Annotated in this window: 17 protein-coding genes; 15 read left to right on the forward strand and 2 right to left on the reverse strand. The window is 60.4% G+C overall.

The features are described 5' to 3' along the window. The first annotated feature begins 188 nt into the window (after nucleotides 1-188). The 15 genes from flhD to CRO23_RS09260 all read left to right on the forward strand — a co-directional run bounded on the left by flhD (nucleotide 189) and on the right by CRO23_RS09260 (nucleotide 16,216). The gene (gene flhD / locus CRO23_RS09190) at nucleotides 189-539 is read left to right on the forward strand and encodes a flagellar transcriptional regulator FlhD (protein ID WP_004934891.1); all 351 of its coding nucleotides are present in this window, start codon (nucleotides 189-191) and stop codon (nucleotides 537-539) included. After that, entirely contained in the window at nucleotides 539-1,123 is a 585-nt protein-coding gene (gene flhC, locus CRO23_RS09195) for a flagellar transcriptional regulator FlhC (RefSeq protein ID WP_016927281.1), read from the forward strand. Before flhD ends, flhC begins: the two co-directional genes overlap by 1 nt. Nucleotides 1,124-1,268: 145 nt before the next feature. Further along, nucleotides 1,269-2,159 carry a flagellar motor stator protein MotA gene (motA, locus tag CRO23_RS09200; protein ID WP_047730452.1) on the forward strand — a complete coding sequence of 297 codons (891 nt, stop codon included), beginning with the start codon at nucleotides 1,269-1,271 and terminating at the stop codon, nucleotides 2,157-2,159. After that, complete coding sequence (gene motB / locus CRO23_RS09205) at nucleotides 2,156-3,220, forward strand: flagellar motor protein MotB (RefSeq protein WP_097101822.1); 1,065 nt, start codon at nucleotides 2,156-2,158, stop codon at nucleotides 3,218-3,220. The genes motA and motB overlap by 4 nt, the downstream gene beginning before the upstream one ends. After that, entirely contained in the window at nucleotides 3,217-5,226 is a 2,010-nt protein-coding gene (gene cheA / locus CRO23_RS09210; protein WP_097101824.1) for a chemotaxis protein CheA, read from the forward strand. Before motB ends, cheA begins: the two co-directional genes overlap by 4 nt. A gap of 32 nt (nucleotides 5,227-5,258) precedes the next feature. Further along, a complete protein-coding gene (gene cheW, locus CRO23_RS09215) occupies nucleotides 5,259-5,759 on the forward strand; it encodes a chemotaxis protein CheW (protein ID WP_004934876.1) in 501 nt (166 codons plus the stop codon). A gap of 195 nt (nucleotides 5,760-5,954) precedes the next feature. Then, on the forward strand, nucleotides 5,955-7,625 hold the full coding sequence (locus CRO23_RS09220; protein WP_004934873.1) for a methyl-accepting chemotaxis protein: 1,671 nt from the start codon (nucleotides 5,955-5,957) through the stop codon (nucleotides 7,623-7,625). 76 nt (nucleotides 7,626-7,701) lie between these two features. Continuing rightward, nucleotides 7,702-9,318: a methyl-accepting chemotaxis protein gene (locus CRO23_RS09225; protein WP_097101826.1), complete on the forward strand. Its 1,617-nt coding sequence runs from the start codon at nucleotides 7,702-7,704 to the stop codon at nucleotides 9,316-9,318. 37 nt (nucleotides 9,319-9,355) lie between these two features. Beyond that, the gene (gene cheR / locus CRO23_RS09230; RefSeq protein WP_025159837.1) at nucleotides 9,356-10,228 is read left to right on the forward strand and encodes a protein-glutamate O-methyltransferase CheR; all 873 of its coding nucleotides are present in this window, start codon (nucleotides 9,356-9,358) and stop codon (nucleotides 10,226-10,228) included. Then, nucleotides 10,228-11,277, forward strand: a complete 1,050-nt coding sequence (locus tag CRO23_RS09235) for a protein-glutamate methylesterase/protein-glutamine glutaminase (RefSeq protein ID WP_016927288.1) — start codon at nucleotides 10,228-10,230, stop codon at nucleotides 11,275-11,277. The genes cheR and CRO23_RS09235 overlap by 1 nt, the downstream gene beginning before the upstream one ends. Nucleotides 11,278-11,379: 102 nt before the next feature. After that, entirely contained in the window at nucleotides 11,380-11,769 is a 390-nt protein-coding gene (gene cheY / locus CRO23_RS09240) for a chemotaxis response regulator CheY (protein ID WP_004934862.1), read from the forward strand. Nucleotides 11,770-11,779: 10 nt separating this feature from the next. After that, the gene (cheZ, locus tag CRO23_RS09245) at nucleotides 11,780-12,424 is read left to right on the forward strand and encodes a protein phosphatase CheZ (protein ID WP_004934858.1); all 645 of its coding nucleotides are present in this window, start codon (nucleotides 11,780-11,782) and stop codon (nucleotides 12,422-12,424) included. Between the two features lie 165 nt (nucleotides 12,425-12,589). Beyond that, nucleotides 12,590-13,741: a flagellar biosynthesis protein FlhB gene (flhB, locus tag CRO23_RS09250; protein WP_016927290.1), complete on the forward strand. Its 1,152-nt coding sequence runs from the start codon at nucleotides 12,590-12,592 to the stop codon at nucleotides 13,739-13,741. Further along, a complete protein-coding gene (flhA, locus tag CRO23_RS09255; RefSeq protein ID WP_016927291.1) occupies nucleotides 13,734-15,812 on the forward strand; it encodes a flagellar biosynthesis protein FlhA in 2,079 nt (692 codons plus the stop codon). The genes flhB and flhA overlap by 8 nt, the downstream gene beginning before the upstream one ends. Beyond that, nucleotides 15,812-16,216 (forward strand): flagellar protein FlhE, encoded by a 405-nt coding sequence (locus CRO23_RS09260; protein WP_097101828.1) that lies wholly within the window; start codon nucleotides 15,812-15,814, stop codon nucleotides 16,214-16,216. The genes flhA and CRO23_RS09260 overlap by 1 nt, the downstream gene beginning before the upstream one ends. Before the next feature lie 2 nt (nucleotides 16,217-16,218). On the opposite strand, the gene CRO23_RS09265 is transcribed toward CRO23_RS09260, so the two are convergent. Further along, nucleotides 16,219-16,521, reverse strand: coding sequence for a helix-turn-helix domain-containing protein (locus CRO23_RS09265; protein WP_015378258.1), 303 nt, complete (start codon nucleotides 16,519-16,521; stop codon nucleotides 16,219-16,221). After that, entirely contained in the window at nucleotides 16,514-16,888 is a 375-nt protein-coding gene (locus CRO23_RS09270) for a type II toxin-antitoxin system RelE/ParE family toxin (RefSeq protein ID WP_033640023.1), read from the reverse strand. The genes CRO23_RS09265 and CRO23_RS09270 overlap by 8 nt, the downstream gene beginning before the upstream one ends. Nucleotides 16,889-17,046: the final 158 nt, after the last annotated feature.

Below are 17,046 nucleotides of genomic sequence, written 5' to 3' on the forward strand. Positions count from 1 at the left end.
ACATCCATACACGTTGGTTTACGCTCGTAGCAAATACTGAACAGTGGTCGAATTTAGCGATTGTCGAAAATTATAGCAGTCGTTTTTGAGAGATTAATTTGCCAACTTTGGGAAACAACCCAAGTCACGGGCGATAAAATTTATCACCCAGCGTATGTTTTTAAACATAGTCTGTCGGGATGGGGAATATGGGTACGTCTGAATTACTTAAGCATATTTATGACATCAATCTGTCATATTTACTTTTAGCACAGCGTTTGATCAACGATGAAAAAGCGTCCGCAATGTTTCGCCTGGGTATTGATGAAACCATGGCCGATGCGCTGGCGCAGCTGACTTTGCCGCAAATGGTTAAACTGGCCGAGACCAACCAGCTGGTTTGCCACTTCCGCTTTAACGAAAGCCAGACCATCGAACGCCTGACCAAAGAGTCGCGCGTCGACGATCTGCAACAAATCCATACCGGCATTTTGCTATCAAGCCATTTACTGCAAGAGCTATCGAGTAAAGACGCTAGCCCGACGAAGAAAAGAGCCTGATGATGGTTGAGAAAAGTATCGTTCAAGAAGCCAAGGACATTCAGCTCGCCATGGAGCTGATTTCGCTGGGAGCCCGATTGCAGATGCTGGAGAGTGAAACCCAGCTCAGCCGCGGGCGCTTGATTAAACTTTACAAGGAGTTACGCGGCAGCCCGCCGCCAAAAGGAATGTTACCGTTCTCAACCGACTGGTTTATGACCTGGGAACAAAATATTCACTCGTCGATGTTTTACAACGCTTACCTGTTTTTGATGAAAAGCGGGCAGTGCAGCGGGGTGGAGGCGGTGATCAAAGCCTATCGCCTCTATCTCGAGCAGTGTCCGCAGCAGGCCGGCGAGGCGCCGTTGCTGGCGCTGACCCGTGCCTGGACGCTGGTGCGCTTCGTCGATAGCGGCATGTTGCAGCTTTCCGCCTGCAGCTGCTGCGGCGGCGCATTTATCACCCACGCGCACCAGCCACTGAATGGTTTCATCTGCAGTTTATGCCAACCCCCATCCCGCGCCGTAAAAAGACGTAAACTTTCGCCGCAACTGGCCGATATTATTCCTCAACTGCTGGACGAGCAGGTCAAACGCGCCATTTGAGCCGCCACATTGCCGGCTCTCGGCAATGAATACCGACGTGTGATACGCAGGGGCGGCATGCCGCCCCCAGACATGCAGCCTGGTCTGTCGCGCCAGGGCGCGTTTGCCCCACCTTCCATCCACATTGTTAATTTAAGGAATGCGTGTGCTAGTTATTTTGGGTTATCTCGTGGTATTGGGTGCGGTGTTTGGCGGCTACCTGATCGTGGGCGGTCATCTCGGTGCGCTCTATCAGCCGGCGGAGTTTCTGATTATCGGCGGGGCGGGGGTCGGCGCTTTCATCGTCGGCAACAACGGCAAAGCGATCAAAGCCACGCTGCGCGCCCTGCCGCGCCTGATGCGCCGTTCCAAATACAACAAAGATCTGTATATGGATCTGATGGCGTTGCTGTTCCGTCTGCTGGCCAAATCGCGTCAGCAGGGCATGCTGTCGCTCGAGTTCGATATCGATAATCCGCAAGAAAGTGAAATTTTCTCTAATTATCCGCGCATCCTTGCCGATAACACCCTGGTGGAGTTCATTACCGACTATTTACGGCTGATGGTGAGCGGCAATATGAATGCGTTCGAGATCGAAGCGCTGATGGACGAAGAGATCGAAACCTACGAGCAGGAAAGCGAAGTGCCCGCCGGCAGTCTGGCGATGGTGGGCGACTCCTTGCCGGCGTTCGGCATCGTCGCGGCGGTGATGGGGGTGGTGCACGCCCTGGCTTCGGCTGACCGTCCGGCCGCTGAACTGGGCGCGCTGATCGCTAACGCCATGGTCGGTACTTTCCTCGGCATTTTGTTGGCCTACGGCTTCATCTCGCCGCTGGCGACGTTGCTGCGCCAGAAGAGCGCCGAAAACGTCAAGATGATGCAATGCATCAAGGTCACGCTGTTGTCGAGTCTGAACGGTTACGCGCCGCAGATCGCAGTCGAGTTTGGCCGCAAAACGCTGTATACCACCGAACGTCCTTCTTTCGTTGAGCTGGAAGAACACGTGCGCCGCGTGAAAGCGCCGGTGCAGCAGGCGACGGAAGAAGAAGAAGCATGAAACAGAATCATCCGGTCGTTCTGGTCAGAAAGCGCAAATCGCATCATGCTGCTCATCACGGCGGCTCCTGGAAGATCGCTTATGCCGACTTTATGACGGCGATGATGGCGTTCTTCCTGGTGATGTGGCTGCTGGCGATCGCCAGCCCGCAGGAGCTGACGCAAATCGCCGAATATTTCCGTACGCCGCTCAAGGTCGCCCTGACCAGCGGCGACAAGAGCAGCTCCGAGAGCAGCCCAATCCCGGGCGGCGGCGACGATCCCACGCAGCAGCACGGCCTGGTGAGAAAACAGGTCGATTCGCCGGACGCGCGCGCCGAAGAGCTGCGCCTGAACAAGCTGCGCGAAAAGCTGGATGAGTTGATTGAGTCCGATCCGCGCCTGAAGGCGCTGCGCCCGCATCTGCTGATCAACATGATGGACGAGGGGTTGCGCATTCAGATTATCGATAGCCAAAACCGGCCGATGTTCAAAACCGGCAGCGCGCAGGTCGAGAGCTATATGCGCGATATTCTGCGGGCGATAGCGCCGATCCTCAACGACTTGCCGAACAAGATCAGCCTGTCCGGTCACACCGATGATATCCCTTACGCTACCGGCGAGCGCGGCTACAGCAACTGGGAACTGTCGGCCGATCGCGCCAACGCCTCCCGACGCGAGCTGATCGCCGGCGGCCTGGCGGAAGGCAAGGTGCTGCGGGTGGTGGGCATGGCGGCCACCATGAGCCTGAAACAGCATGGCGCCGATGACGCGATTAACCGACGCATCACCGTGTTGGTGCTGAACAAGCAAACGCAAGAGGGCATCGAGCACGAAAATGCCGAAAGCAACGCGCTGGATATCGCCCAACCGGACAGTCTGAAGCAGCTGGCGCCGTCGGCGACCGCACCGGCCAGCCAAACGCCGGAACCCTCGGCGACAGCCCCGGAACCGGCGGTGCCAACGCCAAGCGCTCCACCGCAGGCATCCCCGGCGATAGCACCGGCCGATCAGGCGCCGGAACAACCGGCTTCCGCACCCGCACCGACTAACCGCGACTCACAGCCAGAGGTGACCCCGTGAGCATGGACATTAGCGATTTTTATCAGACCTTCTTTGATGAGGCAGACGAGTTGCTGGCCGACATGGAGCAACACCTGCTGGAGCTGGATCCGCTGGCCCCCGATATCGAGCCGTTGAACGCCATCTTCCGCGCGGCGCATTCGATCAAGGGCGGCGCGGCGACCTTTGGTTTTTCGGTGCTGCAGGAAACCACCCACCTGCTGGAGAACCTGCTGGACGGTGCAAGACGCCAGGAAATGAGCCTGAGCACCGAGATTATCAACCTGTTTCTGGAAACCAAAGACATTATGCAGGAGCAACTGGACGCCTATAAAACCTCGCAACAGCCTGACGCTGAAAGCTTTGAATACATTTGTCAGGCGCTGCGCCAGCTGGCGTTGGAAGCGCAACAGCAGCAGGAGGCGCCTGCGGCTCAACCGGCCGTTCAGCAGCCTGTCGTTAAGCCATCGGCCGCGCCGGCGGCGATCGAGGGCGGCATGCGCATCAGCCTGAACGGGCTGAAAGCCAGTGAAATCCCCTTGATGTTGGAAGAGCTGGGCAACCTCGGCGAGGTTAAAGATCCGCATCAGACGGAACACAGTCTGGACGTGACGTTGCTCACCTCCGCCAGCGAAGACGACATCAGCGCCGTGTTGTGCTTCGTGCTGGAACCGGAACAAATCAGCTTCTCGACGCCGCCCCAGAGCGAACCGGCCATCGCAGAAGCGAGCTTACCGGAAGCGGTCGCCGTGCCGGAGCCTGCGCCTGCGGCGGTCGCGAACGCCGCGCCGCCTGCCGCCAAACCGACCGAAGCGCCAAAAGCGCGCGCCAAGGCGAGCGAGTCCACCAGCATTCGCGTGGCGGTGGAAAAGGTGGATCAGCTGATCAACCTGGTGGGCGAGCTGGTGATCACCCAGTCGATGCTGGCGCAACGCTCCGGCACGCTCGATCCGGTGAACCACGGCGATCTGCTGAACAGCATGAGCCAGCTGGAGCGTAACGCGCGCGATCTGCAGGAGTCGGTGATGTCGATCCGCATGATGCCGATGGAATACGTCTTCAGCCGCTATCCACGCCTGGTGCGCGATCTGGCCGGCAAGCTGAACAAGCAGGTGGAGTTGACGCTGCAAGGCAGTTCCACCGAACTGGACAAGAGCCTGATCGAACGCATTATCGATCCGTTGACCCACCTGGTGCGCAACAGCCTCGATCACGGCATCGAAGAGCCGGCCACCCGCATCGCCGCCGGCAAGTCGGCGGTGGGCAATCTGGTGCTGTCGGCCGAACACCAGGGCGGCAACATTTGTATTGAAGTCATCGACGACGGCGCCGGCCTGAACCGCGAAAAAATTCTCGCCAAGGCGGCTTCGCAAGGGCTGGCGGTCAGCGACAGCATGAGCGACGAAGAGGTCGGCATGCTGATCTTTGCGCCGGGCTTCTCTACCGCCGAACAGGTGACCGACGTTTCCGGCCGCGGCGTCGGCATGGACGTGGTGAAAAGGAATATTCAGGAGATGGGGGGCCACGTCGAGATCCGTTCGCAGGCCGGTAAAGGCACCACCATCCGCATCCTGTTGCCGCTGACGCTGGCGATCCTCGACGGCATGTCGGTCAAGGTGAACGACGAAGTCTTTATCCTGCCGCTGAACGCGGTGATGGAATCGCTGCAGCCGCAGGCGGAAGATCTGCATCCGTTGGCCGGGGGTGAACGCGTGCTGCAGGTGCGCGGCGAATACCTGCCGCTGGTGGAGCTGTATCGGGTATTCGAAGTGGACGGCGCCAAAACCGACGCCACGCAGGGCATCGTGGTGATCCTGCAAAGCGCCGGCCGCCGCTATGCGTTGCTGGTAGATCAACTGATTGGCCAGCATCAGGTGGTGGTGAAGAACCTGGAAAGCAACTACCGCAAAGTGCCGGGCATCTCCGCCGCGACCATTCTGGGCGACGGCAGCGTGGCCTTGATCGTCGATGTCTCGGCGTTGCAAACCTTGAACCGTGAAAAGCGTCTGACGGACGCCGCCGCATAATAATGAGTTTATTGATTTAAAAGGTGAATGATATGGCAGGATTGGCAGCCGTCAGCAAATTGGCTGGCGAAACGGTAGGGCAAGAGTTTCTGATTTTTACCCTGGGCAACGAGGAGTATGGCATCGATATCCTCAAGGTGCAGGAAATTCGCGGCTACGATCAGGTGACCCGCATCGCCAACACCCCGGCGTTCATCAAGGGCGTCACCAACCTGCGCGGCGTGATTGTTCCCATCATCGATCTGCGGGTGAAGTTTTCGCAGCAGAGTGTTTCCTACGATGAGAACACCGTGGTGATCGTGTTGAACTTTGGCCAGCGCGTGGTGGGCATCGTGGTTGACGGCGTCTCCGACGTGCTGTCGCTCACCGCCGATCAGATCCGTCCGGCGCCGGAGTTCGCGGTGACGCTGGCGACCGAATATCTCACCGGCCTCGGTTCGCTGGGCGAGCGCATGCTGATCCTGGTGGATATCGAAAAGCTGCTGAGCAGCGAAGAGATGTCGCTGGTCGACAGCGTGGCGAAAAGCGTCTGATTTCAGACTCAAGGGGCGGGGCGCCGCCCCCTTTAACCTTCACTTTCCCTTGATCTGTCGCGATGGCCTCAGCCGCGCCCGGAACCCCCACTAAAAATAGTTACTTTCCCGCATAAAGTTTTGCCGCACGGCGCCGATAACTCTCACATTCAACGTCATCAGAGCCTGTCTGCGCGGGCTTCAACAAGGGAAATCATGTTAAATCGTATGAAGGTGGTCACCAGCCTGTTGCTGGTGTTGGTGCTGTTTGGCGCCTTGCAGTTGATTTCGGGCGGACTGTTTTTCTCCTCGCTGAAAAGCGATAAGGAAAACTTTACCGTCCTGCAAACGATCCGCCAGCAGCAGCTGCAGCTGAGTGAAAGCCGCGTTGACCTGCTGCAGGCGCGTAACTCCCTGAACCGCGCCGGTATTCGCTACATGATGGATACCAACAAGATCGGCAGCGGCGCCACCATTGATGAACTGCTGGCCAAAGCGAAGGAAGAGCTGGGTGAAGCGGAAAGACACTACGCCGCGTACGAGAAAATTCCTCAGGACCCGCGCCAGGATCCTCAGTCGGCGGAACGCCTCAAGCAGCAGTACGATGTGCTGTACGGCGCGCTCTCCGAGCTGATCCAACTGCTGGGCGAAGGCAAAATCAACGCTTTCTTCGATCAGCCTACGCAGAGTTACCAGGACAACTTTGAGCAGAGCTACAACGTTTATCTGGAGCAAAACGGCAAGCTGTACCAAATCGCGGTCGACGGCAGCAACAGCTCCTACAACTCGGCCATTTGGACGCTGATCGTGGTGCTGGTGGTGGTGCTGGCGGTGATCGTACTGGTCTGGACCGGTATCCATCACATCCTGGTGCGCCCGCTGAACCGCATGATCGACCACATCAAACAGATCGCCGCCGGCGACCTGACTCAGCAGATCGTCGTCAACAGCCGCAACGAAATGGGCGTGCTGGCGGCCAGCCTGAAACACATGCAAAGCGAACTGATCGAAACCGTCAGCGGCGTGCGTCAGGGCGCGGACGCCATCTACAGCGGCGCGTCAGAAATCGCCGCGGGCAACAACGATCTCTCCTCCCGCACCGAGCAGCAGGCCGCGTCGCTGGAAGAGACCGCCGCCAGCATGGAACAGCTGACCGCGACGGTGAAACAGAACGCCGAAAACGCCCGTCAGGCTTCACAGCTGGCGCTGAGCGCCTCCGAAACCGCGCAGAAAGGCGGCAAGGTGGTGGCCAACGTGGTGCAGACCATGCACGACATCGCCGGCAGTTCGCAGAAGATCGCCGATATTACCGGCGTGATCGACGGCATCGCCTTCCAGACCAACATCCTGGCGTTGAACGCCGCAGTGGAAGCGGCGCGCGCCGGCGAACAGGGCCGCGGCTTCGCGGTGGTGGCCGGTGAAGTGCGCAACCTGGCGCAGCGCAGCGCACAGGCGGCGAAAGAGATCAAAGGCCTGATCGAAGACTCGGTCAGCCGCGTCGATATGGGCTCCGTGCTGGTGGAAAGCGCCGGGGAAACCATGGGCGACATCGTCAACGCCGTCACCCGCGTGACCGACATCATGGGCGAAATCGCCTCGGCTTCGGACGAGCAGAGCCGCGGCATCGATCAGGTTGGCCAGGCGGTAGCGGAAATGGACCGCGTCACCCAGCAGAACGCCTCGTTGGTGGAAGAATCCGCCTCGGCGGCGGCGGCGCTGGAAGAACAGGCCAGCATGCTGACCCAGTCGGTAGCGGTATTCCGCTTGAGGTCGGAAGGCCAGGAAGAGTTTAAGGCGCCTGTCACCAGCAAGGCGCCGGTAACACCGGTAATCAATCATAAGAAAATGAACGCCAGCGATCTGCAGGATAACTGGGAAACGTTCTGACCGGTATCGGGCCTCTCTCGCAGAGGCCCTTTTCCCTACGTAGGCCGGTCGCCGGCCGGCTGCAAGGAGGTTCACAGTGTTTAACCGAATCCGTATCTCTACCAGCTTGTTCCTGTTGTTGATGACCTTCTGCGTTCTGCAATTGGCCAGCAGCGGCCTGTCGTATTCCGCGTTTCGCTCCGATAACCACAACCTCGACATCATCACCCTCGGCAGCCAGCAGCGCGATTCGCTCAGCCTGAGCTGGGTGTCGCTGTTGCAGGCCCGCAATACGCTGAACCGCGCCGGCACCCGCGCGGCGTTGAAACTGCCGCAGGAGCAGGTGAACGAATTGATGAGCAGCGCCCGCAGTTCGCTGCAGAAGGCCGACCTCTATTTCAATCAGTTCATGGCGGTTGAACGCAGCAGTGAACAGCAGAACCAGCAGACGGCCACCACCAAGGCCAGCTACGAGCGGCTGCGCGGCGCGCTGCGTGAACTGATCGGTTTCCTGGAAAAGGGCGAGCTGCAGGCGTTTATGGATCAGCCGACGCAGAAAACCCAGGACCTGTTTGAGGCTGACTTCGTGCAGTATTTGCAGTTGGTCAATGGCGACATCAGCGAGGCTCGAGACGCCAACCAATTCTCCTTCACGCTGGCGGGCCTGATGCTGGCGGGGGCGGTCTTGATGCTGATCGTGGTGACCGGCAGCGCCATGTGGTGGTTGCGCACCATGTTGGTACAGCCGCTGAACCAAATCCGCAGCCACTTTGAACGCATCGCCGCCGGCGATTTGGCGACGCCGATTCAAGTGTATGGCCGCAATGAAATCAGCATGTTGTTCGCCAGCCTGCAACGCACGCAGCAGTCGCTGATCGGTACCGTCGGCGCGGTGCGCGACGGTGCGGAGTCGATTCTGATCGGCCTGCAGGAGATCGCCGAAGGCAATAACGATCTCTCTTCCCGTACCGAGCAGCAGGCCGCTTCGCTGGAAGAAACCGCCGCCAGCATGGAACAGCTAACCGCGACGGTGAAGCAGAACGCCGACAATGCGCGGCAGGCCTCTCAGCTGGCGCGCGACGCTTCGGCCACCGCGGGCAAGGGCGGCGAACTGGCCGGGGACGTGGTCACCACCATGCACGATATCGCCAACAGTTCGCAGAAAATCGGCGCCATCACCAGCGTGATCGACGGCATCGCCTTCCAGACCAACATTCTGGCGCTCAATGCGGCGGTGGAAGCGGCGCGTGCCGGCGAACAGGGGCGGGGTTTCGCCGTGGTCGCCGGCGAGGTGCGCAACCTGGCGAGCCGCAGCGCGCAGGCGGCGAAAGAGATCAAGGTGCTGATCGACGAATCGGTCAGCCGCGTCAAACACGGCTCGGTGCTGGTGGAAAATTCCGGCGCCACCATGCAGGACATCGTGCGTTCGGTGACGCGCGTAACCGACATCATGGGCGAGATCGCCTCGGCATCGGATGAACAGAGCCGCGGCATCGAGCAGGTGACGCAGGCGGTGACCCAGATGGATCAGGTCACCCAGCAGAACGCCGCGCTGGTGGAAGAATCCGCTTCTGCCGCCACCGCGCTGGAAGAGCAGGCCATTACCCTGGCCGACGCGGTCGCGGTATTCCGTCTGGCGGACGATAACGTCGTCGCGTCAGGTAACAGCAGCAACGCAGTTTCACCCGTGGTAAAGGAAGCCCAAGATTGTTAAACCGCATAAGCAGCACGTTTTTCTCCGGTGAGGCGGCATGAAACAGGCGCCGTCAACTTCTAACCGGGATACAGCGTCGATGTTGACGCAAATGGTGCAGCGTCTGCCGCTGTCGGACGTGCATTTTCGCCGTATCAGCCAGTTGATTTATCAACGCGCCGGCATCGTGCTGGCGGAGCATAAGCGCGAGATGGTTTACAACCGCCTGGTGCGCCGGCTGCGGCTGTTGGGATTGCACGATTTCGGCGACTACCTGGCGCTGCTGGAAAGCGATCCGAACAGCGCGGAATGGCAGGCGTTCATCAACGCGCTGACCACCAACCTGACGGCATTTTTCCGCGAGGCGCATCACTTCCCGATCCTGGCGGAACATGCGCGCTCGCGGCCGAACGGCTACAGCGTCTGGAGCACTGCGGCCTCGACCGGCGAAGAGCCGTATTCGATCGCCATCACGCTGAGCGATGCATTGGGTCAGCGGGCCGGCAGTTGCCAGGTCTGGGCCAGCGACATCGATACGCAGGTGCTGGAAAAAGCGGAGGCGGGCGTTTACCGCCAGGAAGATCTGCGCACCCTGACGCCGACCCAAATGCAGCGCTATTTTCTGCGCGGCACCGGGCCGCATCAGGGTTTGGTGCGCGTGCGGCCGGAGTTGGCGGCGCGAGTGAACTTTCAGCCGCTGAATCTGCTGGCGCCGGAGTGGGCGCTGCCGGGGCAATTCGACGCCATTTTTTGCCGCAACGTCATGATCTATTTCGATAAGGCGACGCAGGAGCGCATCCTGCGCCGCTTCGTTCCCTTGCTTAAGCCGGGGGGGCTGATGTTCGCCGGCCACTCCGAGAATTTCAGCCAGATCAGCCGGGATTTCTACTTGCGTGGGCAGACCGTGTATGGGCTGACCAAGGAGAGGTAATGAGTAAAATCAGAGTGTTATGCGTAGACGATTCGGCACTGATGCGCCAGCTGATGACGGAAATCGTGAACGGCCATGCCGACATGGAAATGGTGGCGACCGCGCCGGATCCGCTGGTGGCGCGCGATCTGATCAAAAAATTTAATCCTCAGGTGCTGACGCTGGACGTCGAGATGCCGCGCATGGATGGGCTGGATTTCCTCGAGAAGCTGATGCGCCTGCGGCCGATGCCGGTGGTGATGGTCTCTTCGCTGACCGGCAAAGGCTCGGAAATCACGCTGCGCGCGCTGGAGCTGGGCGCGGTGGACTTCGTCACCAAACCGCAGCTCGGCATTCGCGAGGGCATGTTGGCCTACAGCGAGCTGATTGCCGAGAAGATCCGCACCGCTGCCAGAGCGCGCCTGCCGCAGCGCTCCAGCAGCCCGGCGCCGGCGATCCTCAGCCATGCGCCGCTGCTGAGCAGTGAAAAACTGATCGCCATCGGCGCTTCCACCGGCGGCACCGAAGCGATTCGCCAAGTGCTGCAGCCGCTGCCGGCCACCAGCCCGGCGCTGTTGATCACTCAACACATGCCGCCGGGATTCACCCGTTCGTTCGCCGAGCGGCTGAACAAGCTGTGCCAGATCACGGTGAAAGAAGCGGAGGACGGCGAGCGCGTGCTGCCGGGCCACGCTTACATCGCCCCGGGGGATCGCCACCTGGAGCTGGCGCGCAGCGGCGCCAACTATCAGGTGAAGCTGCATGACGGCCCGGCGGTTAACCGCCATCGTCCGTCGGTCGACGTGCTGTTCCGCTCGGTGGCGCAATACGCCGGCCGCAATGCGGTGGGGGTGATCCTCACCGGCATGGGCAACGACGGGGCGGCGGGGATGCTGGAGATGCACCGCGCCGGGGCCTATACCCTGGCGCAGAACGAGGCGAGCTGCGTGGTGTTCGGCATGCCGCGCGAGGCGATCGCCAGCGGCGGCGTCAGCGAAGTGGTCGAGCTGGACAGAATGAGCCAGCGCATGCTGGCGCAGATCGCCGGCGGCCAGGCATTGCGCATTTGATTTTAGTCCGCAGGGTCTACCCGGCGGCGATATGACCCAGGTTCTCCGCGCGGTGGCCTGCGGTGTTGCATCATTAAACGGTTAACTATTTCAGGAGTAATAATGGCAGACAAAAACCTCAGATTTCTGGTTGTGGACGACTTCTCCACCATGCGCCGCATCGTCAGAAATCTGCTCAAAGAGTTGGGCTTCAACAACGTCGAAGAGGCTGAAGACGGCGCGGATGCGCTGAACAAGCTGCGCGCCGGCGGTTTCGACTTCGTGGTGTCCGATTGGAACATGCCGAACATGGACGGACTTGAGCTGTTGCAAACCATCCGCGCCGACAGCGCGCTGGCCGCGATGCCGGTACTGATGGTGACGGCGGAAGCCAAGAAAGAAAATATCATCGCGGCGGCGCAGGCCGGCGCCAGCGGTTATGTAGTGAAACCATTTACGGCGGCGACGCTGGAAGAAAAGCTCAACAAGATTTTTGAAAAATTGGGCATGTAAGGAGAGGGCGATGAGAGACATTCCAATGCCTGCCAGCGATGCAGCGACCGCGGGAGAGATCATCTCCCGCATCGGCCAACTGACCCGAATGCTGCGCGACAGCATGCGCGAACTGGGGCTCGATCAGGCGATCGCCCAGGCGGCAGAGGCGATCCCGGATGCGCGCGACCGTCTTGACTATGTCGTAACCATGACGGCGCAGGCGGCGGAACGGGCGTTGAACTGCGTGGAGGCGGCGCAACCGCGCCAGGCGGAGCTGGAATCCGGCGCCAACGCGTTGAAAGGGCGCTGGGACGAGTGGTTCGCCAATCCCATCGAACTGGACGACGCGCGTTCTCTGGTCAACGACACGCGTCAGTATCTGGATCAGGTGCCGGGCCATACGGCCTTCACCAACGCCCAGCTGCTGGAAATCATGATGGCGCAGGACTTCCAGGATCTGACCGGTCAGGTGATCAAGCGCATGATGGACGTGGTGCAGGAGATCGAAAAGCAGCTGCTGATGGTGCTGATGGAAAACATGCCGGAGCAGCCGGTGAAGGAAAAACGGCCGAACGACAGCCTGCTGAACGGCCCGCAGCTCGACCAGAACGGCGTCGGCGTGATCGCCAACCAGGCGCAGGTCGACGATCTGCTCGACAGCCTCGGTTTCTGAGGCCTTTCGGGGCGCGCGACGGCGCGCCCCGACAACAAGCCACGCAGTTTTCGTCTCATCCCCTAAATAACCCGCCTTTTTCCCCGTTGTTCCGCCAATGACATCGCCAATTTTTTGGCATGCTGACCGCCATTCTTTACCCTCCCGATACAGGAACGGCGTTTCGTGGCTGAAGACAGCGATCTGGAAAAAAGCGAGGCCCCCACGCCCCACAGGCTGGAGAAGGCGCGTGAAGACGGCCAGATCCCGCGCTCCCGCGAGCTGACCTCGGTACTGATGCTGCTCTCGGGCCTGGCGATTATCCTGATGTCCGGCAGCAACATGGCGCAACAGCTGGCGGCGATGCTCACGCAAGGGCTGAACTTTGACCACGGCATGGTCAGTAACGACAAGCAGATGCTTCGCCAGCTCGGCATGCTGTTGCGACAGGCGGTGCTGGCGCTGCTGCCGATCATGGCGGGATTGGTGCTGGTGGCGCTCGCCGCGCCAATGCTGTTGGGGGGAATTCTGTTCAGCGGCAAGTCGATTAAATTCGACGTGAAGCGGCTGAACCCGCTGTCCGGGTTGAAGCGCATCTTTTCCAGCCAGGTGTTGGCCGAGCTGCTGAAAGGGATCCTGAAAGCGACGTTGGTCGGCTGGGTGACCGGCCTCTATCTGTGGCACAACTGGGCGGCGATGCTGCATCTGATGACCCAGCAGCCGCTCGATGCGTTGGGCAATGCGCTGCAGATGATCCTGTTCTGCGGTTTTCTGGTGGTGCTTGGGCTGACGCCGATGGTGGCGTTCGACGTGTTCTATCAGCTGTGGAGCCACTTCAAAAAGCTGAAGATGACCAAGCAGGATATCCGCGACGAATTCAAGGATCAGGAAGGGGACCCGCACGTCAAGGGACGCATTCGCCAGCAGCAGCGGGCGATCGCCCGGCGCCGCATGATGGCCGACGTGCCTAAGGCGGACGTGATCGTCACCAACCCTACGCACTACGCCGTCGCGTTGCAGTACAACGACAAGAAAATGAGTGCGCCGAAGGTGCTGGCCAAGGGGGCCGGCGAAATCGCCTTGCGCATTCGTGAGCTCGGTGCGGAGCACCGCATTCCTATGCTGGAAGCGCCGCCGCTGGCGCGTGCGCTGTATCGGCACAGCGAGATCGGCCAGCATATTCCGGCCACCCTGTATGCCGCGGTCGCCGAAGTGTTGGCCTGGGTATACCAGCTGCGCCGCTGGCGGCGCGAGGGCGGCCTGATCCCGAAAAAACCTGAACGTTTACCGGTGCCGGAAGCACTGGATTTTGCAAGAGAGAGTGACTCTGATGGCTAATTTGGCCTCCCTGCTTCGTTTGCCGGGCAATTTTAAAGATACGCAGTGGCAGGTGCTGGCCGGCCCGGTGCTGATCCTGCTGATTCTGTCGATGATGGTGTTGCCGTTGCCGGCGTTTATCCTCGACCTGCTGTTTACCTTCAACATTGCGCTGTCGATCATGGTGCTGCTGGTGGCGATGTTCACCCAGCGCACGCTCGAATTCGCCGCTTTCCCGACCATCCTGCTGTTCTCCACGTTGCTGCGTTTGTCGCTCAACGTCGCGTCGACGCGCATCATCTTGCTGGAGGGGCATACCGGTTCCGCCGCCGCCGGCCGCGTGGTGGAAGCCTTCGGCCACTTCCTGGTGGGCGGCAACTTCGCCATCGGCATCGTGGTGTTCATCATCCTGGTGTTAATCAACTTCATGGTGATCACCAAGGGGGCGGGGCGTATCGCCGAAGTGGGCGCGCGTTTCGTCCTGGACGGCATGCCGGGTAAACAGATGGCGATCGACGCCGATCTGAACGCCGGCCTGATCGGTGAAGACGAAGCGAAGAAACGCCGCGCCGAAGTGACCCAGGAGGCCGACTTTTACGGCTCGATGGACGGCGCCAGTAAATTCGTGCGCGGCGACGCCATCGCCGGCCTGATGATCATGGTGCTGAACGTGGTTGGCGGCCTGTTGGTCGGCGTCGTGCAACACGGCATGGAACTGGGAGCGGCGGCGGAAAGCTATACGCTGCTGACCATCGGTGACGGCCTGGTGGCGCAGATCCCGGCGTTGGTGATCTCCACCGCCGCCGGCGTTATCGTCACCCGCGTCGCGACCGATCAGGATGTCGGCGAGCAGATGGTGGGCCAACTGTTCAATAATCCGCGCGTGATGCTGCTGAGCGCTGGGGTGCTGGGGCTGCTGGGCCTGGTGCCGGGCATGCCGAATCTGGTGTTCCTGCTGTTTACCGCGGCTCTGCTGGGCCTGGCCTGGTGGCTGCGCGGCCGTGAGCAACAGGCGCCGAAAACGGTGGAGGATCCGGTGATGCCTGAGAATCCGCAGGCCGCCGAGGCCAGCTGGGCCGACGTGCAGTTGGAAGATCCGCTGGGGATGGAAGTGGGCTACCGGTTGATTCCGATGGTCGACTTTCAACAGAACGGCGAGCTGCTGGGGCGTATCCGCGGGATCCGCAAGAAATTCGCCCAGGACATGGGTTATCTGCCGCCGGTGGTGCACATTCGCGACAACCTGGAACTGCCGCCAGCCAGCTATCGCATCCTGATGAAAGGCGTCGAGATCGGCAGCGGTGAAGCGCAGCCGGGCCGGTGGCTGGCGATCAACCCCGGCAATGCCGTTGGGGAGCTGGCGGGAGACAAAACCGTCGATCCGGCCTTTGGGCTCGAGGCTGTGTGGATCGACAGCGCCTTGCGCGAGCAGGCGCAGATCCAGGGCTTTACTGTGGTGGAGGCCAGCACCGTGGTGGCGACACACCTCAATCACCTGATCGGCCAGTTCGCCAGCGAGCTGTTCGGCCGCCAGGAGACCCAGCAGTTGCTGGATCGCGTGTCGCAGGAGATGCCTAAACTGACCGAAGACTTCGTGCCGGGCGTGGTGTCGCTGACGACGCTGCACAAGGTGCTGCAAAACCTGCTCGCAGAGCGCGTCTCTATCCGCGATATGCGCACCATCGTCGAAACGCTGGCGGAACATGCCCCGGCGCAGAGCGATCCTTATGAGCTGACGACCGTGGTGCGGGTGGCGCTGGGCCGGGCGATCACGCAGCAGTGGTTCCCGGGCAACGGCGAAATTCAGGTTATCGGGCTGGATACCCAGTTGGAGCGCTTGTTGTTGCAGGCGTTGCAGGGCGGCGGTGGCCTGGAGCCGGGGCTGGCCGATCGCTTGCTGGATCAGGCGCGCCAGGCGCTGCAGCGGCAAGAGATGCTCAGCGCGCCGCCGGTGCTGTTGGTTAACCATGCGTTGCGTCCTTTACTGGCGCGCTTCCTGCGTCGCAGCCTGCCGCAGCTCGTGGTGCTGTCCAACCTGGAGATTAACGACGATCGCCAGATTCGCATGACCTCGACCATTGGAGCCGCCTGATGAGACGCTGTCTGTTCGTATTTTGTTTGCTGGCGCCGCTCGCCGCCTATGCGGTGTCCGGCTCCTGGGTGGCCGAAGGGGCGGGCGTGACGCTGGAACAGGGCGGCATGCGTGATGAATCCGCCGCTTTGCGGCCGCCGAACGCGCTGCCGGATGCCCATGCGCGCATCACCCGCGTCAGCTGGCGCTACCGTTTGCTGGGGCCGGAGCCCGTGGGGCTGCAGGCGCAGCTCTGCACGGTGAACCGCTGCATTCCACTGGGCGGCGGCAGCGGCAGCAGTGACGGTCTGCAGGGCGAGCCGGCCAATGCGGAATTGCGCTTTATCTATTACGTGCAGTCGCAAGGCGGGTTGAACCCGCCGCTGCGGGTGATTGGCAATCAGGTGATCGTCAATTATCAGTAACATCAGGCCAGAATTTGCAGGCCGTTGCGTTCCACCAGCGTCAGCAGTTTCATCGCGGCGGAGTTCGGTTGCGCTTCGCCGCGCTCCCATTTCTGCACCGCCTTTTTGCTGACGTTGAGATACAGCGCAAACACCGGCTGACTGACGTTTTCCCGTTCGCGCAGCGCGCGGATCTCGGCCGGCCCGAACTGCTTCACCGGCCGCAGGCACAGCATGTCGAAGGTGCGCATGGTCACGTCGTCGACGAAACCGGCGCGGTGCAGGCCCTGAACTTCCTGGTGGATCTCGGCAAGAATTTTACTCATCGCTTAGCCTCCGTAACTCCCTGTTGTTGACCAGCTGGTAGAGTCTGAATGGCGAATAATCCAGATATAGCGCAGCCAGATGTTTCAATCCCTGTAACTCATCCGTACTGATGTTTTCTCTCTCACTTTTGGCAAAGCCGCGCATAAAAAACAGGCGTTCTTCATCGCGAAAAACGATCAGTACCCGATAGCCGCCACGTTTGCCCGCACCAGCCCGAGCGATGCGCTTTTTGTATACGCAACCGCCAAGATTGGCGTCGTACAGCTGATGTTGCATCTCTCGCGCCGCTTTCACTATCGTGGCATCACTGATGCGCTCGCGTGCGGCAAAACCCTGAAAGGTTTTGGTGAGATAAATGTCGACCATTCGCTCTCCCTGCGAATCTATACCCGTTAAGGGTATATTTCAAGTGGTTTAAAAATAACCACAGGGTGACAAGCGGCTAAAGGGAAAGAAACAGCCAAATTCACGCCATGCGCAGCCTGGCGCAAAGTCTTAAGTGAACTCAAAGAGTGATAGGGAGA

The sequence above is a fragment of the Serratia sp. JKS296 genome, assembly GCF_900215445.1.
GTDB classification, from domain to species: domain Bacteria; phylum Pseudomonadota; class Gammaproteobacteria; order Enterobacterales; family Enterobacteriaceae; genus Serratia; species Serratia marcescens.